This is a genomic window from Elusimicrobiaceae bacterium (genome assembly GCA_017528825.1).
Taxonomy (GTDB): domain Bacteria; phylum Elusimicrobiota; class Elusimicrobia; order Elusimicrobiales; family Elusimicrobiaceae; genus Avelusimicrobium.
Genome location: JAFXOI010000012.1, coordinates 1 through 14,674 on the forward strand (window position 1 = coordinate 1; position 14,674 = coordinate 14,674).

Consider the following 14,674-nt stretch of genomic DNA (forward strand, 5'->3'; position numbering starts at 1 on the left):
GGCCAAAGCAAACCACAATGAATACTTCCAAGAAGAAGCCTTTTTTTGAGTATGATTTTGTTTCATAGTCTATATTATACTTTTTAATCACCTAAGAATTATGCGCACAAGGGATACATTTTTAGGTACAATGTACATATCTTAACAAGGAGAGAAATCAATGAAGATTAAAACGTTATGTGGCTTATTATTAGGCACCCTCTTACTGGGAGCCTGCGTGCAAGTGCCGGACATTCCCAAAGCTCCTACTTTGGATTTATCCTTACCGGTAGCTGCCGAAGAAGAAGTAGTTTGGCAATCCCAAGATTATCAAGGGAAACCGGTATTGGTGGCCGTAATGGCTACGTGGTGTCCGTGGTGTAAACGTTCTTTACCGGCCTTAGATGCTACGACTGCTGCCTTTGGGGATCAAGTGGAAGTAGTCGGCGTGTTTGTGGACGACGATTTGGCTACCGTCAAAAAAGTACAAAAAGAACACAATATTAAATCTAAAATTTTGTACCAAGGCGATGAAGCCGCTCATCAGTTGCATGCAGAAGGATTCCCGCACATCGTGTTGTTTGACAAAAATCACAAATTAGTCAAAGTATGGAGTGGTTATTCCGACAAACTGGCCGATGAATATAAAGCAGAAATTGACAAACTATTGAAATAAAAATTTCATAAATATCCCCCGACTTAAGCCGGGGGATATTTATGTTTTAACAAGTAAAATTTAATTCCATTGGACATCCCCGATATATTGCTCGGTATGCGTCCAATAATAATACAAGCTATACACTGCCATTACTAAACACACTACCCCACAATACACCAAGATATGGCCAATCACCACATCCCATTCCAAAAGGCCCAGCGGTTGCAAAATATAATGCCAATCTCCCTTTACAGTACCCGGCGTAAAATTACTAACCATATCGGAAGAAGTTAACGGCAAGCTCATGGCCCGAGCATCTGCCGCATAAATACCTGCCCCATACAACGTAGTAGCCAGCCAATACAACAGTAACGGAAGCACATACCGTCCGCCGCGCAAACGCAAAGCCCCTATACACAAAAAGAACGGAATGAGCGTTTCCATCGCATTGCCCGAAGCATAGCACCACCATTCCCATCTCAGCGTGCACCACATCCGATGAGAAAATTCGTGCGTAAGATAATTGGGCAAGTAAACAAACATATTATTTAGCCAACCGGACACCATACCTTGGTAAGCATGCAGACATCCCCAAACCACGGCTGAGATGCAGATTAACACACTCCAAAAATCCCACCGAAAATAAATGAAACTTTGTTTGTAGGGATCTAACCAAGATAATAGTTGTTTCATATTTTTTCTTTCTCTCTCACAAAAGAATTTGTTAACTGATTTGTGCTAACTTAGCAAACAATTCTTTTTGTTCTTTACTCAAGCTACGCGGCACGTCAATATTAAGCGTCACATACAAATTGCCCTTGCTGTTAAGCCCTTTGCCGCTGAGCTTTAATTTTTTGCCGGCATGTGTTCCGGCGGGCACTTTTACTTGCACAGGACCGTCCAAGGTAGGTACATAAATCGTCCCGCCCAAAGCGGCCGTCCACGGCATCAACGTTACTTGCGTATGCAAATCATCACCCTCTAAACGATAAGTCAAATGCGGACGTATTTTAATCGTTAAATACAAATCTCCGTTACCCCGTTGCGTTGGGTTTCCATATCCTTTCAGTTTAATACGTTTTCCTTCCCCCACACCGGCCGGCAATTTAACGGTTACGTTGCGACCGTTTGGCAAGGTTAATTGCATCTGGCCGCCCCGATGGGCATCTTCCAAATTTAAGGCCAGTTCCGCTTCTGTATCCCCGCTGCGCTGGCTGGCGCGCGCACCGGCGCCGCCAAAACCTTGCATGCCTCCCATCCCGCCAAAGCCGCCCAGTCCGCCAAAAATACTTTGAAAGAAATCACTAAAATCTGCTCCGCCGAAATTACCGCCGCCGTTGGAACTAAAATTATAATAGGTGTTGCCATTCCCGCCGCTATATTGCTGATATCCGCCGCCGAACGGATTGCCGCCATAAGCAGAACGTCCTCTTCCGGTAGCACCGGCTCCGCCTCCGCGGGCATAATTTTGATATCCTTCCTGTCCTACTTGGTCATAGATGGTACGTTTCTGTTTATCTGATAACACCGCGTAAGCCTCATTGACATCTTTGAATTTTTCCGTCATTGCGGCTTTTTCGGATTCAGGATGCAAATCCGGATGATATTTACGTGCGGCCGTTTTGAATGCCTTTTTTATTTCCGCATCGGTTGCATTTTTGTTTACACCTAAAATCTTGTAATAATCTTTGTACTCTGCCATACTATTTTTCCCCCTCTTTGTTCTTATTTTATATAATTTACAGAGAAACGAAAACTGCCATTAAAAGATATTTACAAAGTATTTTTTTTTAAGTATAATAGATAGGTAGTCAAAAACAATTTATTCGCCCTTAGCTCAATGGTGGAGCGACCGGCTGTTAACCGGTAGGTTGAAGGTTCGAGTCCTTCAGGGCGAGCCATTAAAAAACAGACTCCGATTTTTCGGGGTCTGTTTTTTATGCCCTGAGCACGCAAACTGCTTTGCATCATTTCATATATTGCGGGTCACAGGTTATTCCTCGGTCTGAACATTTAGGGGCATTTGAAGGACAGTGCTTTCCACAACAACAAGATGTAGAATCATATGTAGAAGCAATACATCCATTTCCTGAATTTTCATAGCAAATAGAACCATTTGTAAATTGCACGTTATAACAATTCACATTACTAACACCATTATCCACACATACTCCACCATTAGTAACTGTACTACTGTTACCACAATTTGTACTATTTCCATTGCACCAAATAACGCCCCCCGACACTTTACTACGATCACATCCTCCCCAAACCGTACTGATGCAAGTACCTTCTACTCCCACAGTTTGGTTAGTGATATTTTCATATCCGCATTGGTCGTCCATGCTAGCTACTACACCCATACCTAATGCCTCGCACCGTTCCGCAGTCGTTTTATAGCATTTTGTTTTACTCGTACTCCAAGAGCGACTGGCATTTTGACAAGTTCCTTGGTCTATCTCTTGGTCTAAAAGATATCCCACATATCCGTCAGCTGACGTTAGCTCTTGCCCTTGTAACAAACCACCGCAGAGCCGGTTTGCGCGCTCATCTCCGGTGGCCGCTTCACAATGTAGTTGTCCGGCAAATTTTGGATTATCATCTAAGTAACTCGCTAAACGCACATTAGCTAATTTACTGTTCGTCACTCTTATCACATTGGGGTCAGAGGTGTTATTGGGCGTGATTAAATTAAATGTTAAGTCATTATTCTCCATAGTCACATCAAGATTTCCCATTTCACTGGTATATCCGTCATTGGACATCTTAAATGCTTCTTCTGCATCTTTTATCGCTTTGGCTCCCGGGAGCATTGTGCTCCAATGACTCTTGTCCACTGCTCCTTGGTACATCGGTATTGCAATAGCAGAAAGAATACCGATAATAAGAACTACGATTAATAGTTCAATTAAAGTAAAGGCTTTCCTTGACATTTTTATTCTCCTGTTTAATCATCTTAAAACGCCCGTAATGCAACGTTTAACGACTCAGTGCCTTGAAAACAGCGGCGTTCTAAGAAATCGTAGCAAAAAAAAAAACGAGTCAAGCCTTTTTTATTTCCCGACGAAAAAACGGCCAAAAAACAACAAGCAAAAATAATAACCGCAAGGTGTACTCCCTTATCAAAAAACACCCTCGATTTCTCGGGGGTGTTTTTTTGCTACCTATTTCTCTTTATCTTTTTTTACTGGACGAACCATGTTGTTTTCCCGGTGAAGACTTGGACACTGAACTGTGCGAGTTCTGGGAAACTTTACCAGCTGTATGAGACGAGCCGCCTATAGATGTATGCGACACACGTCCCGAATGACCGGACACATGCGAAGGTGTGTGAGCCGGTTGTCGCTGCACATGAGGTCGTGCATTGTGACGCGATGTCAATAACGGCGTATGCACCGGTCTGGGACGCCCTACTACCCGCGGAGGGTGCACGGATTTATGATGCTCCACTACCAACGGAAACAGCGGCACACTAATTAAGGGTTGAGGGGTAATGAGCACCGGGGCCGTATCCACTACCACGGCCGAATCTACTACTACGGTCGGTTCCACGGCTACATCCCAGTAGCGCGTGTACAAAGTGGTTCCAGGCGAAACAGTAGCCATGCAACCACTGCTCAGAAAACAAACTAATCCTATCACAAGTATAAGATTCTTTTTCATATTTTTTTCCTCCTTGCAATTTATAAAACACGCAAGCATAGGTGTTTATTGCAGTGATAAATAATATTTTATTTCAGAAGGAAAATGCATCCATCTCACCTGTAACCTATCTCAAAAGAAAACATGAAAAAAGCGGCAAACAATTTGTTTGCCGCTTTGCTTAACAAAAAAACTTTTAATAAACAGATTGCCAGTCCCGCGTGGTCAACACAAAGTGTACACGACGGTTGGTGTAACGACCTTCTCTACTGGTATCCAACGTAATCGGCCGGTCAAAACCATACGAGTGAATACGAATTCGATCCGCCAATACTCCACGACTGACCAAATAAGATTTCATAGCCGCTGCACGAGATGCACCTAACCAATAGTTATAATCTCGGTCGCCTACAATATCTGTGTTCCCCTCAATAATCAATTTCATATTCTTATGTTTTTTCAAAATATTAGCCAACTTGTCTAATAATTCATAAGAATATTCAGGCGGACGAATTGAATCAAATAAATAATTGATATCCGGCACTTGCATACTTTCTGCCATTTCTTTCTCAGTTTGTTTGAACAACTTCTCATTTTTCTTGGCCTCTATTTCGATAATAGGGTCTCTCTCGGCTAGACGCGGAATATCCGCATCTTCCGGGGTCTTTTCAGAAGAGGCACACGCCATACCCATCATGGCCAAGGCGACTATCAACATCGTTTTAAAATAGGACATTTGCATTCTCCTTAAATCAACTGCTCTTTACAGATTATAGCAAAACCAAACGAATTTGTTTTAATTAAATTACTGAGTTTTCCATTATCCACAAAGTGTGGATAAGCTGTGGATAACTGCTATTTTACTCTACATTTCAGCTTTTTTTATTTTATTTTTGTTATCTTTCTTAATACTTAGTCTAAAATCTGTGGATAACTCACAAAATCTGTGGATAAATATGCCGTTTGTATAGGTAAATATATGATTTTTCGTCTTTTCTCCGACGAGAACACAGAACCTTGTTCATTTTTTAGATTTTGAATCTTTTTGAAAAAAAATTGTTGACAAGTTCCCGTTTTTTTGCTTACAAACGTACTTTTCAGCTACTTTTTGAGCTTAATTTTACCCCGCCACCTCTGTTTATCCACAAACAGGCTGATTTTTACCGTTCCGGGCACCGCTCCGGACAATATATTTACCTCACCGGTTTGCGGATTCCACTGCAAATAGGGTGGTGATAGGCGCAGGGAGGGAGCGATATAATCAAATTGCATTTGATTTTTTAATAATATCTTCCATGCCAACGTGGCCGATTGTCTAAGCGGTAGTGAAATGCTCTGCGGAGCAATCGTTCCTTCTATCTTTTGGACTTGTAATGTATCGTCTTCCGCAAATAAATAATCCAAATTAATACTATCCCAAACAGCGCTTTCTTCTTTAATTTCCGTCACAAAACCATCGCCGTATGCCAGACCTTTATCCAGTAAGGTTTCTTGCAAAGGTAGTATTTCCGAGCGACGGCCGGCTATCAACACGCGCAAATGCTCATCACTCCCCGCCAAAGAAATGGGTTGCTCTCCGGGGCGGAAGAGAACCGCTCGTGCAAATAATTCTTTCTGCGCCAGCAAAGCTGCCGCCGCACGTAACCCGGACGGATTTTGCACAACAAGCACCCGGCTTGAGGGATGATCAATGACCGGATAATTTGCCTGTATATAGGGTACCCATTCCCGTGAAACAAAAGAGACTAATTTTGCCGTATCTGTCAAATCTATATCCTCGGTGTTAATCCCTACTAAAATAGCTTTCTTTTGGGCTTTTTCCAGCACGGACTGCGCAGCCGGAGCATCCTTTGGAATAGCTCCTAAGATATACACCACCGGATACTGTCGATGCAAGGGCACCGCTGGTTCTGGCAAAAACACCGTAATCGTTTTATCCGGTAATAAAGCAGAAGGAAAATTCAGAAAAGTTTCCCGGGCGGGATTTAACAACATCAAAGGTTCCCCGCCAAACACATTCAACGAAAACAAACAGAAGCATAGAATAAATAGTTTTTTCATGAAGTTATTCTAACAAAATATCCTTCTCAGTTCCAGTAGGGCCTATGTGGCAGACCTAGCAAATTCTAGGTCTAAATTCTCTTGCGCGGGCCTCTCAAAAACGCTATTCTATAATAAAGATGAGGGACTAGATATGAATAAATCAAATTTACGTTTTTTACTTGCACTGGGTAATCAAACCGTCGTTGCTGTCAAAGAAAAGGACCAGATTAAAGTATATACCAAGCAACACACCACTTCCCCGAACGTATCCGTCAAAAAACTGTCTACCTTAATTACCCGGTAGGCAAGCTGCTTTTTACCCCGCTTTGTCTAAATTGTTATAATAAAAGGATGAAAAAACTACTTTTATGTTGTCTATGTACCCTCTATACTTTACCTATCCTGTGCAAAACCGCGACAAATCTTTCTGAAGTAATGCCGCTATTGCAGGCCCCTGTTCGTACTTCTGCACAAAACGAACAAGTGCTCCAATTATTTATCACTGCCAAACAACCTGATTTGATTTTTTCTACGGGTGCCAGTTTAGTTCGCATCCCGCCGACATCCGCTCAGCAAACCAAATTATTCCGTCTTTTGCTTCGTGAACAAGAACCGTTAAAACAAGTCTTCGCCGCGATTATTTTAACTGCTATGGGAAATAATTATGCAGAAACGACTCCTCTTTTGCAAGAAGCTATTTCCAGCACAGATCCTGCGTTGCGGGCATACGCGGCTGCAGCTTATACCATCTTAAATCCCTCCGACACTTCGTACGCGCCTTACATTGTCAATTTGTACATTTACGATGCGGCCTTTGCACAACGTGCGATGAATTTAATAGCCGGCAACGAAAAACAGCTCTTAAAACAACTCAAAAGTGCCTCTCAATCGACAAATGCACAAATTCGTTCTGCCGCCGCTTCGTGGCTGGCCGATATGGGAACGGAACAAGCGGCCAACGTCCTGTTAAAAATGGCAAAAAAAGAAACAGATACTAACGCTATTGTTTCGGTTGCTTCGGCCCTAGCCAAAAATAGATCTTGGACTTTAGAGCCTATTCTGAAAGGTTTGAAAACTAAGCCAAGTGCTGCATCCGCTTCCGTATATACTCTTGCCTTAGGGTTTATGACGGGATATGCAGTGGAACCGCTTAGACAGGCTTTGCAAAGCACAGACGAAAATACACGCATCAATGCTATCCGCGCCGCTACGTATATGGCAGGGGTGTTAGCAAGCCCGGATGCGGCTTTATACACTTCAGACAAAAATTTCGATATCGGACTATTAAAAAGTTTAATCGCACCGATCACTGCCTTGTCGCATTACGGGTCTGCCTCCGTCAAACCGTATGCCGAAAGTGCCTTACACCAAATTGCTAAATTGAAATAGGAGTTTGTATGAATGTTAAAAAATTAGATCCGCACGCTCTTTTACCGCAACGTGCCCATTCCACCGATGCCGGTGCTGATTTATTTGCTTTGCAACGCACGGTGTTGCCGCCGCATGCAATCACGCAGGTACACACCGGAATAGCTATCGAATTACCGCAAGACACTGCCGGAATTATTTGGGGAAAAAGCTCCGTAGAAAGCAAAGGAATTAAAGCCATGGCCGGGCTCATTGATGCTTCTTACCGCGGAGAACTCATTGTCTGCTTATATAATTTGAATGAGAAGGAATTTATTTTTGAGGCCGGACAAAAAGTGGCTCAATTAGTAGTACTGCCCACTTTATTCCCCTCTTTCACACAGGTACAAGAACTTTCCGATACCGCTCGCGGAGACGGTGGATTTGGAAGTACGGGAAAATAATAATCTATGTCTAAACTTAAAACCATTTTTTTCGGAACACCTCAACTTTCTGTACCCTATTTAGAGCTCTTGCACGAGTTAACTGAAGTACAGTTGGTGGTAACGCAAGCGGACAAACCCCGCGGCCGTGGTATGGTGATTACACCGTGCCCGGTTAAACAGCGCGCTTTGGAGTTAGGTCTGCCCGTTCGTTCTCCGGAGAAAATGAAAGATATTTTAGAAGAAGTAAAACAAATCCCGTTTGAGCTGGGTGTGGCCGTTGCTTTTGGAAAAATATTCCGCCCTGATTTTTTGGCTTTACCGAAACTGGGTATTTTGAATGTCCATTTTTCGCTCTTGCCGCTGCTGCGCGGCGCGGCACCGGTACAACATAGTTTGTTTCAAGATTTCAAAACTACGGGTGTGAGTGTTTTTTGGATAGAACCGGGTTTAGATGACGGCCCTTTATTTTTGCAAAAATCCATTCCGGTAGATCCGCAAGATAACGCACAAACCTTATTTGAAAAACTAATACCGTTAGGGTTAGAAGCCCTGCGGGAAACACTTACTCAAGTACAAGCCGGACATCTGGTAAAAACTCCGCAAAGCGGCGTTCCTTCTTTGGCACCTCAAATCAGCAAGGAAGATGCCCTGCTTAATTTTCAAGTTCTAACCGCCCCTCAAATTCACCATCGGGTACGCGGACTAGCCTGTGGCCCTAAGGCCCGCACCTTACTGCAAGTGAACGGGAAAGAAGAAACCTTACAAATTCTACGCACCTCTCTAGCAGATACAACTGCTTCCTCTGCCCTGCCCGGCACCGTATTAGCCGTTGAAAGCCAACGCGGAATTTTAGTAAAATGTAATCAAGGAAATATTTGGATTACCGAGGTACATCCTGCTGGGAAAAAACCTATGTCCGCGGCCGCTTATGCCAACGGACATGGTATTAAACCTGCCGCAGATGTAGTAGTGTTTCATGGCAACAGAGACTGAACAAAATTTTGATGAATTTATTGCTAAGAAAAAAACTTCCTCCCGTGTAAAATGGGTGGTAGTTTTTGTTGTCTTGGTATTTTTTATTGCGCTACTTGCGGTGTCGATTGATTGGGTACTAGGGGCCTTAGTACATACCCGACAAGAAGTACAAGTGCCCGATATTACCAACAAGCCAGTTACCACGGCGCTTAATTCTTTAGCTTCCGTTAATCTAGCACTCAAACAAGCCGGTGTAGAATTTGCCGAAGGAGTTCCTCCGGGTTCTGTGTTGCGCCAAATTCCGTCGGCCGGTAGCACGGTGCGTGAAGGAAGAGTGATCCGTGTTTGGATTAGCCAAGGGGATGAAATGGTATTTGTTCCTGCCGTACAGGGACTGGATTTGCGTGCGGCACAATTAGCTATTCGCCAAGCGGGTCTTCAAGTAGAAAAAGTAGAGCACGCTTATTCATTAAGCGTAGATAAAGGATTCATTATCGCTCAGAAACCGGAAGCAGACAGCATGTTAACACGTGGCGATAAAGTAACGCTGACCCTCTCCAACGGGCAACCTCCCGCCAGTGTCATTTTAGTACCGGATTTTCGTAATAAAAAGTTGGCGGAATCTACCTTATGGGCCAGCACACAAAATATCAATTTGATTGTGAAAGAAGATGATAAATCCCCCTTCCCATACGGAGTAATCGCTTCTCAGAAACCGTTGGCAGACAGTCAAATTGCCCCCGGATCTAATTTGGAAATTGTAGTCAGCCGCCGCCCTGCTTCTGACGATGAAAAAACATATCATTTACATTACGAATTACCTCAGGGTAAAAAGGCCATGCGTATCCGCGTGGTGTTAATAGACAAAAACGGCGAACGGGAAGTAATCAATGAACCCAAACAGCCCGGTAGCAAAATCGATTTAGAAATTCCATATAGTGGAGCCGCCACCTTCCGCATTTTATCAGATGGCATTTTGGTACGGGAGCGCGAAATACAATGACTTCCCCAACCGGCCCTATAAATGGTAAAATAATTATTGCGCCTTCCATTTTGTCTGCGGACTTATGGCAGTTGGGGCATCAAGTAGAACAGGTGCGCCAAGCCGGTGCCGACTGGTTACACGTAGATATTATGGACGGGCATTTTGTACCGAATTTGAGTTTTGGTCCGGCTACTGTTAAAAGCCTACAAGGCCGCGCTCAATTGCCGTTGGATGTGCACTTGATGGTGGAAAAGCCCTCGCATTTTGTGGAGCCTTTTGCCAAAGCAGGAGCCGATTTTTTAACGGTGCACGTGGAAGCGGCAGAGGATGTACAACAAGTTCTTTTAGTAATTAAAGATCAAGGAGTTCGGACCGGTTTATCGATTAAGCCGGATACCGATCCGCAACGTTTGGTACCGTATTTACCCTATTTAGATATGGTGTTGGTAATGACGGTACAACCCGGTTTTGGCGGGCAAGGTTTTTTACCTACCAGCCAAGCCCAAATTGAACAAGTGTCGCAATTGATTGCTAAAGCCGATCATCCCATTTATTTGGAAGTAGACGGCGGCATCAATGCGCAAACGGCGCAATTAGCAGCCCGAGCCGGCGCGAATGTGTTCGTGGCGGGCAATGCTATTTTTGCCGCCAAAAACCCGGCACAAGCCTTGGCGGATATCCGCCAAGCGGCCACGATTTAATTACATGCCTGCTTGCAGGCAAACATAAGGAGAAGTTACAAATGGCAGTCGTCATTAGATTACAAAGAGTGGGCAAGAAAGCCCAAGCCCAATACAGAGTCGTCGCGATTGAAAAGAAAACCGCGGTCGGTTCTGAAGCTAAAGAAGTGCTCGGTATTTATCATCCGTGCAACAAAGAAGCCGCGCAGCAAGTGAAATTAGACTTGGCACGCGTGCAATACTGGATAAAAAACGGAGCTAAGCCGTCTGAAACGGTAGCCAGCTTGATTAAAAAAGCTCAAGCCGCCGCAAAATAAGAGTTGTTATGAAAGAGTTAGCCACTATCCTTCTCAAATCCCTCTCCGCAAATGCGGACAATGTGGTGGTAGAAGAAAAAATTGAGAACAACAAAATTTACCTGACAACCAAAGTATCTGCCGAAGATAAAGGCAAGGTTATCGGGAAAGACGGCTGCATCATCAAGGCCGTACGCACCGTGCTCAGCGCGGCGGCGGCCAAACAAAACGTAAAAGTTACGTTAAAATTGGAAGACTGATGTTACAAGTAGATGTCGTAACAGCGTTTCCCGAAATGCTTGCCGTGCCCTTAGGGCAAAGCATTGTCGGGCGGGCGCAAAAGAGCGGAGTGCTCAAGTTAGGTATTACAAATCCGCGGGATTTTACCGATGACAAGCACCATACGCTTGACGACCGGCCCTACGGCGGCGGTCCCGGAATGCTTATGAAAGCCGAGCCGCTTTACCGGGCCATTAAAAAGCTGCGCAAGAAGAATTCAGTAGTCATTTTGACTAGCCCGCGTGGACAAACGTTCTCGCAGAGTTTGGCAAAAAAATTGGCTAAAAAGAAGCACCTGATTTTCGTGTGCGGGCATTATGAAGGGATAGACGAACGCGTTTATCCGCAGATGGACTTAGAAGTATCGCTGGGAGATTTTATTTTAACCGGCGGCGAGCTGGCAGCAGCTGTGATGATAGACTCAATCACGCGGCTCTTGCCGGGCACATTTAAGAAGGCAGATGTAACTGTTTCTGAATCCTTTGAAGATGGATTGTTGGAAGCACCACAATATACCCGCCCGGAAGTATGGCGGGGCAAAAAAGTACCTGAAATACTTTTGAGCGGACACCACAAAGAAATGGAAAAATGGAAGCGGGAACAAGCGCTGCTGTTGACACAAAAATATAGACCCGATTTGCTAAAAACCTCTCAGGCAAAAAAGGCCGCAACGAAAACAGTTGCCAAAAAGGCAGCTAAAAAGGTGAGCAAAAAATCACCGCTTAAGAAAAAAACGAAATGATTTTTCGGAGGAAGTAAAAGTTATGAATATCAACGAAATTAAACACAATTTGAAAACCAACGTGCCGTCGTTTAAATCCGGCGACACGGTGCGCGTGAAAGTCAAAGTAGTAGAAGGCGAAAACGAACGCGTGCAGGCCTTTGACGGCGTTGTAGTAGCCCGCAAAGGTAGCGGCATTAGCGAAACCTTCACCGTGCGCAAAATTTCCTTTGGCGTAGGTGTGGAACGTATTTTCCCGATTCACTCCCCCCGCTTGGAAAGCATTGAAGTCTTGAAACACGGTAAAGTGCGCCGCGCGAAACTGAACTACTTAAAGAAATTGTCCGGTAAAGCTGCCCGCTTGCAGGAAGTAAAAAAACAGACTGCAGAAGCTGCTGCTACCGAAACTGCCGCTCCCGCCGAGCAAGCCGCGGCCGAGGCCAAATAACAGTTTGTCTGTTTATTTCCTCTGATTGAAAACACCCCGCTCTTGTGAGCGGGGTGCTTTGTGTTATAAATATCGGACTAAATTTGTTTCAATACCTTGCACGTTTCCAAGGGCATTACGGACATTTGTAAATCATGCCGTTATACTGTACGCCGTTGATGTAAAACGGACTATAGAAATCGTCCGAGCGGTCCGGGGCCCCCATATAGGCATTGCGTATATATACAACGTTACCGCCTAATTTGGCCGCATTATTTTTCAAATCTGTTTGCACGCGCTCAGTGACGGATTTTTCCCACTTAAAATGTCCCGGCTCGCCACCGTTTTGGTCACCGGTTACCCCGGCCAAAAACTCACATCCTTGCGGCTCTACGCTGACAATTTGCACCGCTGCCGCCGCCGCGCTATCCACTTGCGGAGCTTGATTCATTCTCAGTACACATCCGCTAAGAAACGCAAACACACACAATAAAAAGCAACTTATCTTTTTCATATTAACCCCTGGTTTTGTTCTGTTTCTCTTATTATATCAAAAACCCCCGGGACCTGCCCGGGGGTGTGTTGTGTTGTTTTCTATTAAGAACCTATTTCAAAAGAGCTAGTATAATCATAAGGAGGTTTGGATTCACACTCTACTCTCTCCCCGAAGAAACATCCACCCGATCCAACTCCACATGGGCCACTTGTCGAGCTAGTAAAAGATGAATAGACATTTGTATCACCTACCTTAGAACAAGAGTGTCCCGAACGGCCGCCGTTGTCCGCGTCTTCAAACCAACTCTTAGAGCCAATAACTGGCCCTTTGTATACCCATTCGTTCCCTTGAGGAGTAGTACATTTTAAAACATCCCATCCGCAAGTCTCTTTATTGCAAGAACTATATGTTACGGTTCCATATACTTTTCCATTCGATGTCTCTACCCAACACTTATCATATGGAGCGGTACAGCCGGTACACTTACAAGTACAAGTAGCTTGATCTATACTCCAGTTTCCGTACTGTTCGCCCCAACCAGAGCCTTGGCAATCAGAAGAACTCATTGCACAATCCGAAACACATTGTTTACTCGCTTCACGCCAAGTATATCCCGAATCACACCTACAGTTGCTGTAATCGTTGTCGTAATCGTCGTCATCAGTATAGTCCCATTGGCCGGTCGTTGTGTCACAAACCTTATATTTCCGTGTACAATAGCCAAAAGCAATTCTTTCATCCTTATATACTTCAGTTTGATCCCCCTCCTGATAGGGACATTTCTTTTTCACACACGTCTCCGTACTGCCATCCCACGTGTATCCATCGTCGCAACTACACGTGCTCTCATCCGTCTGCCACTCACTCCAATTGCCAGTACTTGTATTACACGTACGATTTTGCGTACAAGTTCCGTGGCTAATAGAAACGCTTTGCGTGGAAGGACCGGAACATTGCTTCTCCGCTTTTACACACGTCTCCGTACTGCCATCCCACGTGTATCCTGAGTTATCACATTCACAATAGTTTAATGTTTCTGTCCAGTGAGCATTGCCCTCTTCATCACAAGTTTTTTTATGGGATTTATAGCAAGTTCCACTCCCATCTGTCCCACTACCAATGTCAAAATGACTCGTAGTAGATTCGGGGACACAGGCTTCCGGTTCTGGGGTTTCGCCACCGGAGCTTCCCCCTTCTGCCGTACATTCATCTACCGTAGCAACCAAGTCATTACAGTTTGGATAGTTTTTATTCAGCGCACTACATCCATCCCCTGAACAGCAAACAACCCCTTCTTTGTAAGAGGGAATCTGTAAAGTATAATTGCCCCCTTTTGCGGTGGCAATCGCACCTTGGTTAGTCAATGTATAAGTATAGTTTTTACTGGTCGAGGCATTGGCTAATACTGTCAGCTTGTTTTTCTTATCCTCGCCTAAATAACGGTTTCCCATGACACACCGATGCTCTTGCTCGGTGCGTACCGCCGCTAACATGCTCTCGGCTTCGCCAGTCTTGCGCGTCTCCAATACACGCTTGAACTTCGGCACCGCGACGCCGGCTAATACACCCAGTACCAGCACCACGACCAATAGTTCTGTCAGAGTAAACGCTTTGCTTCTTTTTCTAAAACAGCCCATAAATCTCCTCCAGTTCCAAAAACACTTGCCGGTCACCTTCAAGTGACTGGCAATCTACGACAT

General features: G+C 44.5%; 19 protein-coding genes and 1 tRNA gene. 12 read left to right on the forward strand and 8 right to left on the reverse strand.

Annotated elements, in window-relative coordinates:
- Positions 1 to 160 precede the first annotated feature (160 nt).
- Positions 161 to 655 (forward strand): TlpA family protein disulfide reductase, encoded by a 495-nt coding sequence (locus IKN49_03155; GenBank protein MBR3632045.1) that lies wholly within the window; start codon positions 161 to 163, stop codon positions 653 to 655.
- Between the two features lie 60 nt (positions 656 to 715).
- Here the strand turns inward: IKN49_03155 and IKN49_03160 are convergent, their stop codons facing one another.
- Both IKN49_03160 and IKN49_03165 read right to left on the reverse strand, forming a co-directional pair.
- On the reverse strand, positions 716 to 1,330 hold the full coding sequence (locus IKN49_03160; protein ID MBR3632046.1) for a hypothetical protein: 615 nt from the start codon (positions 1,328 to 1,330) through the stop codon (positions 716 to 718).
- A 31-nt stretch (positions 1,331 to 1,361) separates the two neighbouring features.
- Positions 1,362 to 2,339: a DnaJ domain-containing protein gene (locus tag IKN49_03165; protein MBR3632047.1), complete on the reverse strand. Its 978-nt coding sequence runs from the start codon at positions 2,337 to 2,339 to the stop codon at positions 1,362 to 1,364.
- Positions 2,340 to 2,463: 124 nt separating this feature from the next.
- On the opposite strand from IKN49_03165, the gene IKN49_03170 reads away from it, so the two are divergent.
- A tRNA-Asn gene (locus IKN49_03170) sits at positions 2,464 to 2,538 on the forward strand.
- A 66-nt stretch (positions 2,539 to 2,604) separates the two neighbouring features.
- On the opposite strand, the gene IKN49_03175 is transcribed toward IKN49_03170, so the two are convergent.
- From IKN49_03175 to IKN49_03190, 4 genes are all read right to left on the reverse strand, one after another.
- Positions 2,605 to 3,570, reverse strand: coding sequence for a pilin (locus IKN49_03175; GenBank protein ID MBR3632048.1), 966 nt, complete (start codon positions 3,568 to 3,570; stop codon positions 2,605 to 2,607).
- A gap of 241 nt (positions 3,571 to 3,811) precedes the next feature.
- On the reverse strand, positions 3,812 to 4,300 hold the full coding sequence (locus IKN49_03180; protein MBR3632049.1) for a hypothetical protein: 489 nt from the start codon (positions 4,298 to 4,300) through the stop codon (positions 3,812 to 3,814).
- A gap of 175 nt (positions 4,301 to 4,475) precedes the next feature.
- Positions 4,476 to 5,015, reverse strand: a complete 540-nt coding sequence (locus IKN49_03185; GenBank protein MBR3632050.1) for an OmpA family protein — start codon at positions 5,013 to 5,015, stop codon at positions 4,476 to 4,478.
- 365 nt (positions 5,016 to 5,380) lie between these two features.
- Complete coding sequence (locus tag IKN49_03190) at positions 5,381 to 6,340, reverse strand: hypothetical protein (GenBank protein MBR3632051.1); 960 nt, start codon at positions 6,338 to 6,340, stop codon at positions 5,381 to 5,383.
- A 133-nt stretch (positions 6,341 to 6,473) separates the two neighbouring features.
- Here IKN49_03190 and IKN49_03195 point away from each other — a divergent pair, with 133 nt between their 5' ends.
- Genes IKN49_03195 through rplS form a run of 10 tightly spaced genes read left to right on the forward strand, consistent with a single transcriptional unit; the run spans position 6,474 to position 12,499 of the window.
- Entirely contained in the window at positions 6,474 to 6,626 is a 153-nt protein-coding gene (locus IKN49_03195) for a hypothetical protein (GenBank protein ID MBR3632052.1), read from the forward strand.
- A gap of 47 nt (positions 6,627 to 6,673) precedes the next feature.
- Positions 6,674 to 7,711, forward strand: a complete 1,038-nt coding sequence (locus IKN49_03200) for a hypothetical protein (protein ID MBR3632053.1) — start codon at positions 6,674 to 6,676, stop codon at positions 7,709 to 7,711.
- Positions 7,712 to 7,719: 8 nt separating this feature from the next.
- Entirely contained in the window at positions 7,720 to 8,133 is a 414-nt protein-coding gene (dut, locus tag IKN49_03205; protein MBR3632054.1) for a dUTP diphosphatase, read from the forward strand.
- A 6-nt stretch (positions 8,134 to 8,139) separates the two neighbouring features.
- On the forward strand, positions 8,140 to 9,108 hold the full coding sequence (gene fmt, locus IKN49_03210) for a methionyl-tRNA formyltransferase (GenBank protein MBR3632055.1): 969 nt from the start codon (positions 8,140 to 8,142) through the stop codon (positions 9,106 to 9,108).
- Complete coding sequence (locus IKN49_03215) at positions 9,092 to 10,093, forward strand: PASTA domain-containing protein (protein ID MBR3632056.1); 1,002 nt, start codon at positions 9,092 to 9,094, stop codon at positions 10,091 to 10,093. Before fmt ends, IKN49_03215 begins: the two co-directional genes overlap by 17 nt.
- Positions 10,090 to 10,776 (forward strand): ribulose-phosphate 3-epimerase, encoded by a 687-nt coding sequence (gene rpe / locus IKN49_03220; GenBank protein MBR3632057.1) that lies wholly within the window; start codon positions 10,090 to 10,092, stop codon positions 10,774 to 10,776. Before IKN49_03215 ends, rpe begins: the two co-directional genes overlap by 4 nt.
- A gap of 41 nt (positions 10,777 to 10,817) precedes the next feature.
- Complete coding sequence (gene rpsP / locus IKN49_03225; protein MBR3632058.1) at positions 10,818 to 11,072, forward strand: 30S ribosomal protein S16; 255 nt, start codon at positions 10,818 to 10,820, stop codon at positions 11,070 to 11,072.
- Between the two features lie 8 nt (positions 11,073 to 11,080).
- The gene (locus IKN49_03230) at positions 11,081 to 11,311 is read left to right on the forward strand and encodes a KH domain-containing protein (GenBank protein MBR3632059.1); all 231 of its coding nucleotides are present in this window, start codon (positions 11,081 to 11,083) and stop codon (positions 11,309 to 11,311) included.
- Entirely contained in the window at positions 11,308 to 12,072 is a 765-nt protein-coding gene (trmD, locus tag IKN49_03235) for a tRNA (guanosine(37)-N1)-methyltransferase TrmD (protein ID MBR3632060.1), read from the forward strand. The genes IKN49_03230 and trmD overlap by 4 nt, the downstream gene beginning before the upstream one ends.
- A gap of 22 nt (positions 12,073 to 12,094) precedes the next feature.
- Positions 12,095 to 12,499 (forward strand): 50S ribosomal protein L19, encoded by a 405-nt coding sequence (gene rplS, locus IKN49_03240; GenBank protein ID MBR3632061.1) that lies wholly within the window; start codon positions 12,095 to 12,097, stop codon positions 12,497 to 12,499.
- Between the two features lie 115 nt (positions 12,500 to 12,614).
- Here the strand turns inward: rplS and IKN49_03245 are convergent, their stop codons facing one another.
- Both IKN49_03245 and IKN49_03250 read right to left on the reverse strand, forming a co-directional pair.
- Positions 12,615 to 12,992 carry a DUF4156 domain-containing protein gene (locus IKN49_03245; protein MBR3632062.1) on the reverse strand — a complete coding sequence of 126 codons (378 nt, stop codon included), beginning with the start codon at positions 12,990 to 12,992 and terminating at the stop codon, positions 12,615 to 12,617.
- Between the two features lie 83 nt (positions 12,993 to 13,075).
- Positions 13,076 to 14,611, reverse strand: a complete 1,536-nt coding sequence (locus IKN49_03250) for a prepilin-type N-terminal cleavage/methylation domain-containing protein (GenBank protein ID MBR3632063.1) — start codon at positions 14,609 to 14,611, stop codon at positions 13,076 to 13,078.
- Positions 14,612 to 14,674: the final 63 nt, after the last annotated feature.

Bases quoted from the DNA above. Each gene is read 5' to 3' on its own strand.
- IKN49_03185 (MBR3632050.1), bottom strand. From the start codon at position 5,015: ATGTCCTATTTTAAAACGATGTTGATAGTCGCCTTGGCCATGATGGGT.
- rplS (MBR3632061.1), top strand. From the start codon at position 12,095: ATGAATATCAACGAAATTAAACACAATTTGAAAACCAACGTGCCGTCG.
- IKN49_03165 (MBR3632047.1), bottom strand. From the start codon at position 2,339: ATGGCAGAGTACAAAGATTATTACAAGATTTTAGGTGTAAACAAAAAT.
- IKN49_03155 (MBR3632045.1), top strand. From the start codon at position 161: ATGAAGATTAAAACGTTATGTGGCTTATTATTAGGCACCCTCTTACTG.
- IKN49_03195 (MBR3632052.1), top strand. From the start codon at position 6,474: ATGAATAAATCAAATTTACGTTTTTTACTTGCACTGGGTAATCAAACC.
- IKN49_03230 (MBR3632059.1), top strand. From the start codon at position 11,081: ATGAAAGAGTTAGCCACTATCCTTCTCAAATCCCTCTCCGCAAATGCG.
- IKN49_03160 (MBR3632046.1), bottom strand. From the start codon at position 1,330: ATGAAACAACTATTATCTTGGTTAGATCCCTACAAACAAAGTTTCATT.
- IKN49_03200 (MBR3632053.1), top strand. From the start codon at position 6,674: ATGAAAAAACTACTTTTATGTTGTCTATGTACCCTCTATACTTTACCT.
- rpsP (MBR3632058.1), top strand. From the start codon at position 10,818: ATGGCAGTCGTCATTAGATTACAAAGAGTGGGCAAGAAAGCCCAAGCC.
- rpe (MBR3632057.1), top strand. From the start codon at position 10,090: ATGACTTCCCCAACCGGCCCTATAAATGGTAAAATAATTATTGCGCCT.
- dut (MBR3632054.1), top strand. From the start codon at position 7,720: ATGAATGTTAAAAAATTAGATCCGCACGCTCTTTTACCGCAACGTGCC.
- IKN49_03215 (MBR3632056.1), top strand. From the start codon at position 9,092: ATGGCAACAGAGACTGAACAAAATTTTGATGAATTTATTGCTAAGAAA.
- IKN49_03180 (MBR3632049.1), bottom strand. From the start codon at position 4,300: ATGAAAAAGAATCTTATACTTGTGATAGGATTAGTTTGTTTTCTGAGC.
- IKN49_03245 (MBR3632062.1), bottom strand. From the start codon at position 12,992: ATGAAAAAGATAAGTTGCTTTTTATTGTGTGTGTTTGCGTTTCTTAGC.
- IKN49_03190 (MBR3632051.1), bottom strand. From the start codon at position 6,340: ATGAAAAAACTATTTATTCTATGCTTCTGTTTGTTTTCGTTGAATGTG.
- IKN49_03250 (MBR3632063.1), bottom strand. From the start codon at position 14,611: ATGGGCTGTTTTAGAAAAAGAAGCAAAGCGTTTACTCTGACAGAACTA.
- fmt (MBR3632055.1), top strand. From the start codon at position 8,140: ATGTCTAAACTTAAAACCATTTTTTTCGGAACACCTCAACTTTCTGTA.
- IKN49_03175 (MBR3632048.1), bottom strand. From the start codon at position 3,570: ATGTCAAGGAAAGCCTTTACTTTAATTGAACTATTAATCGTAGTTCTT.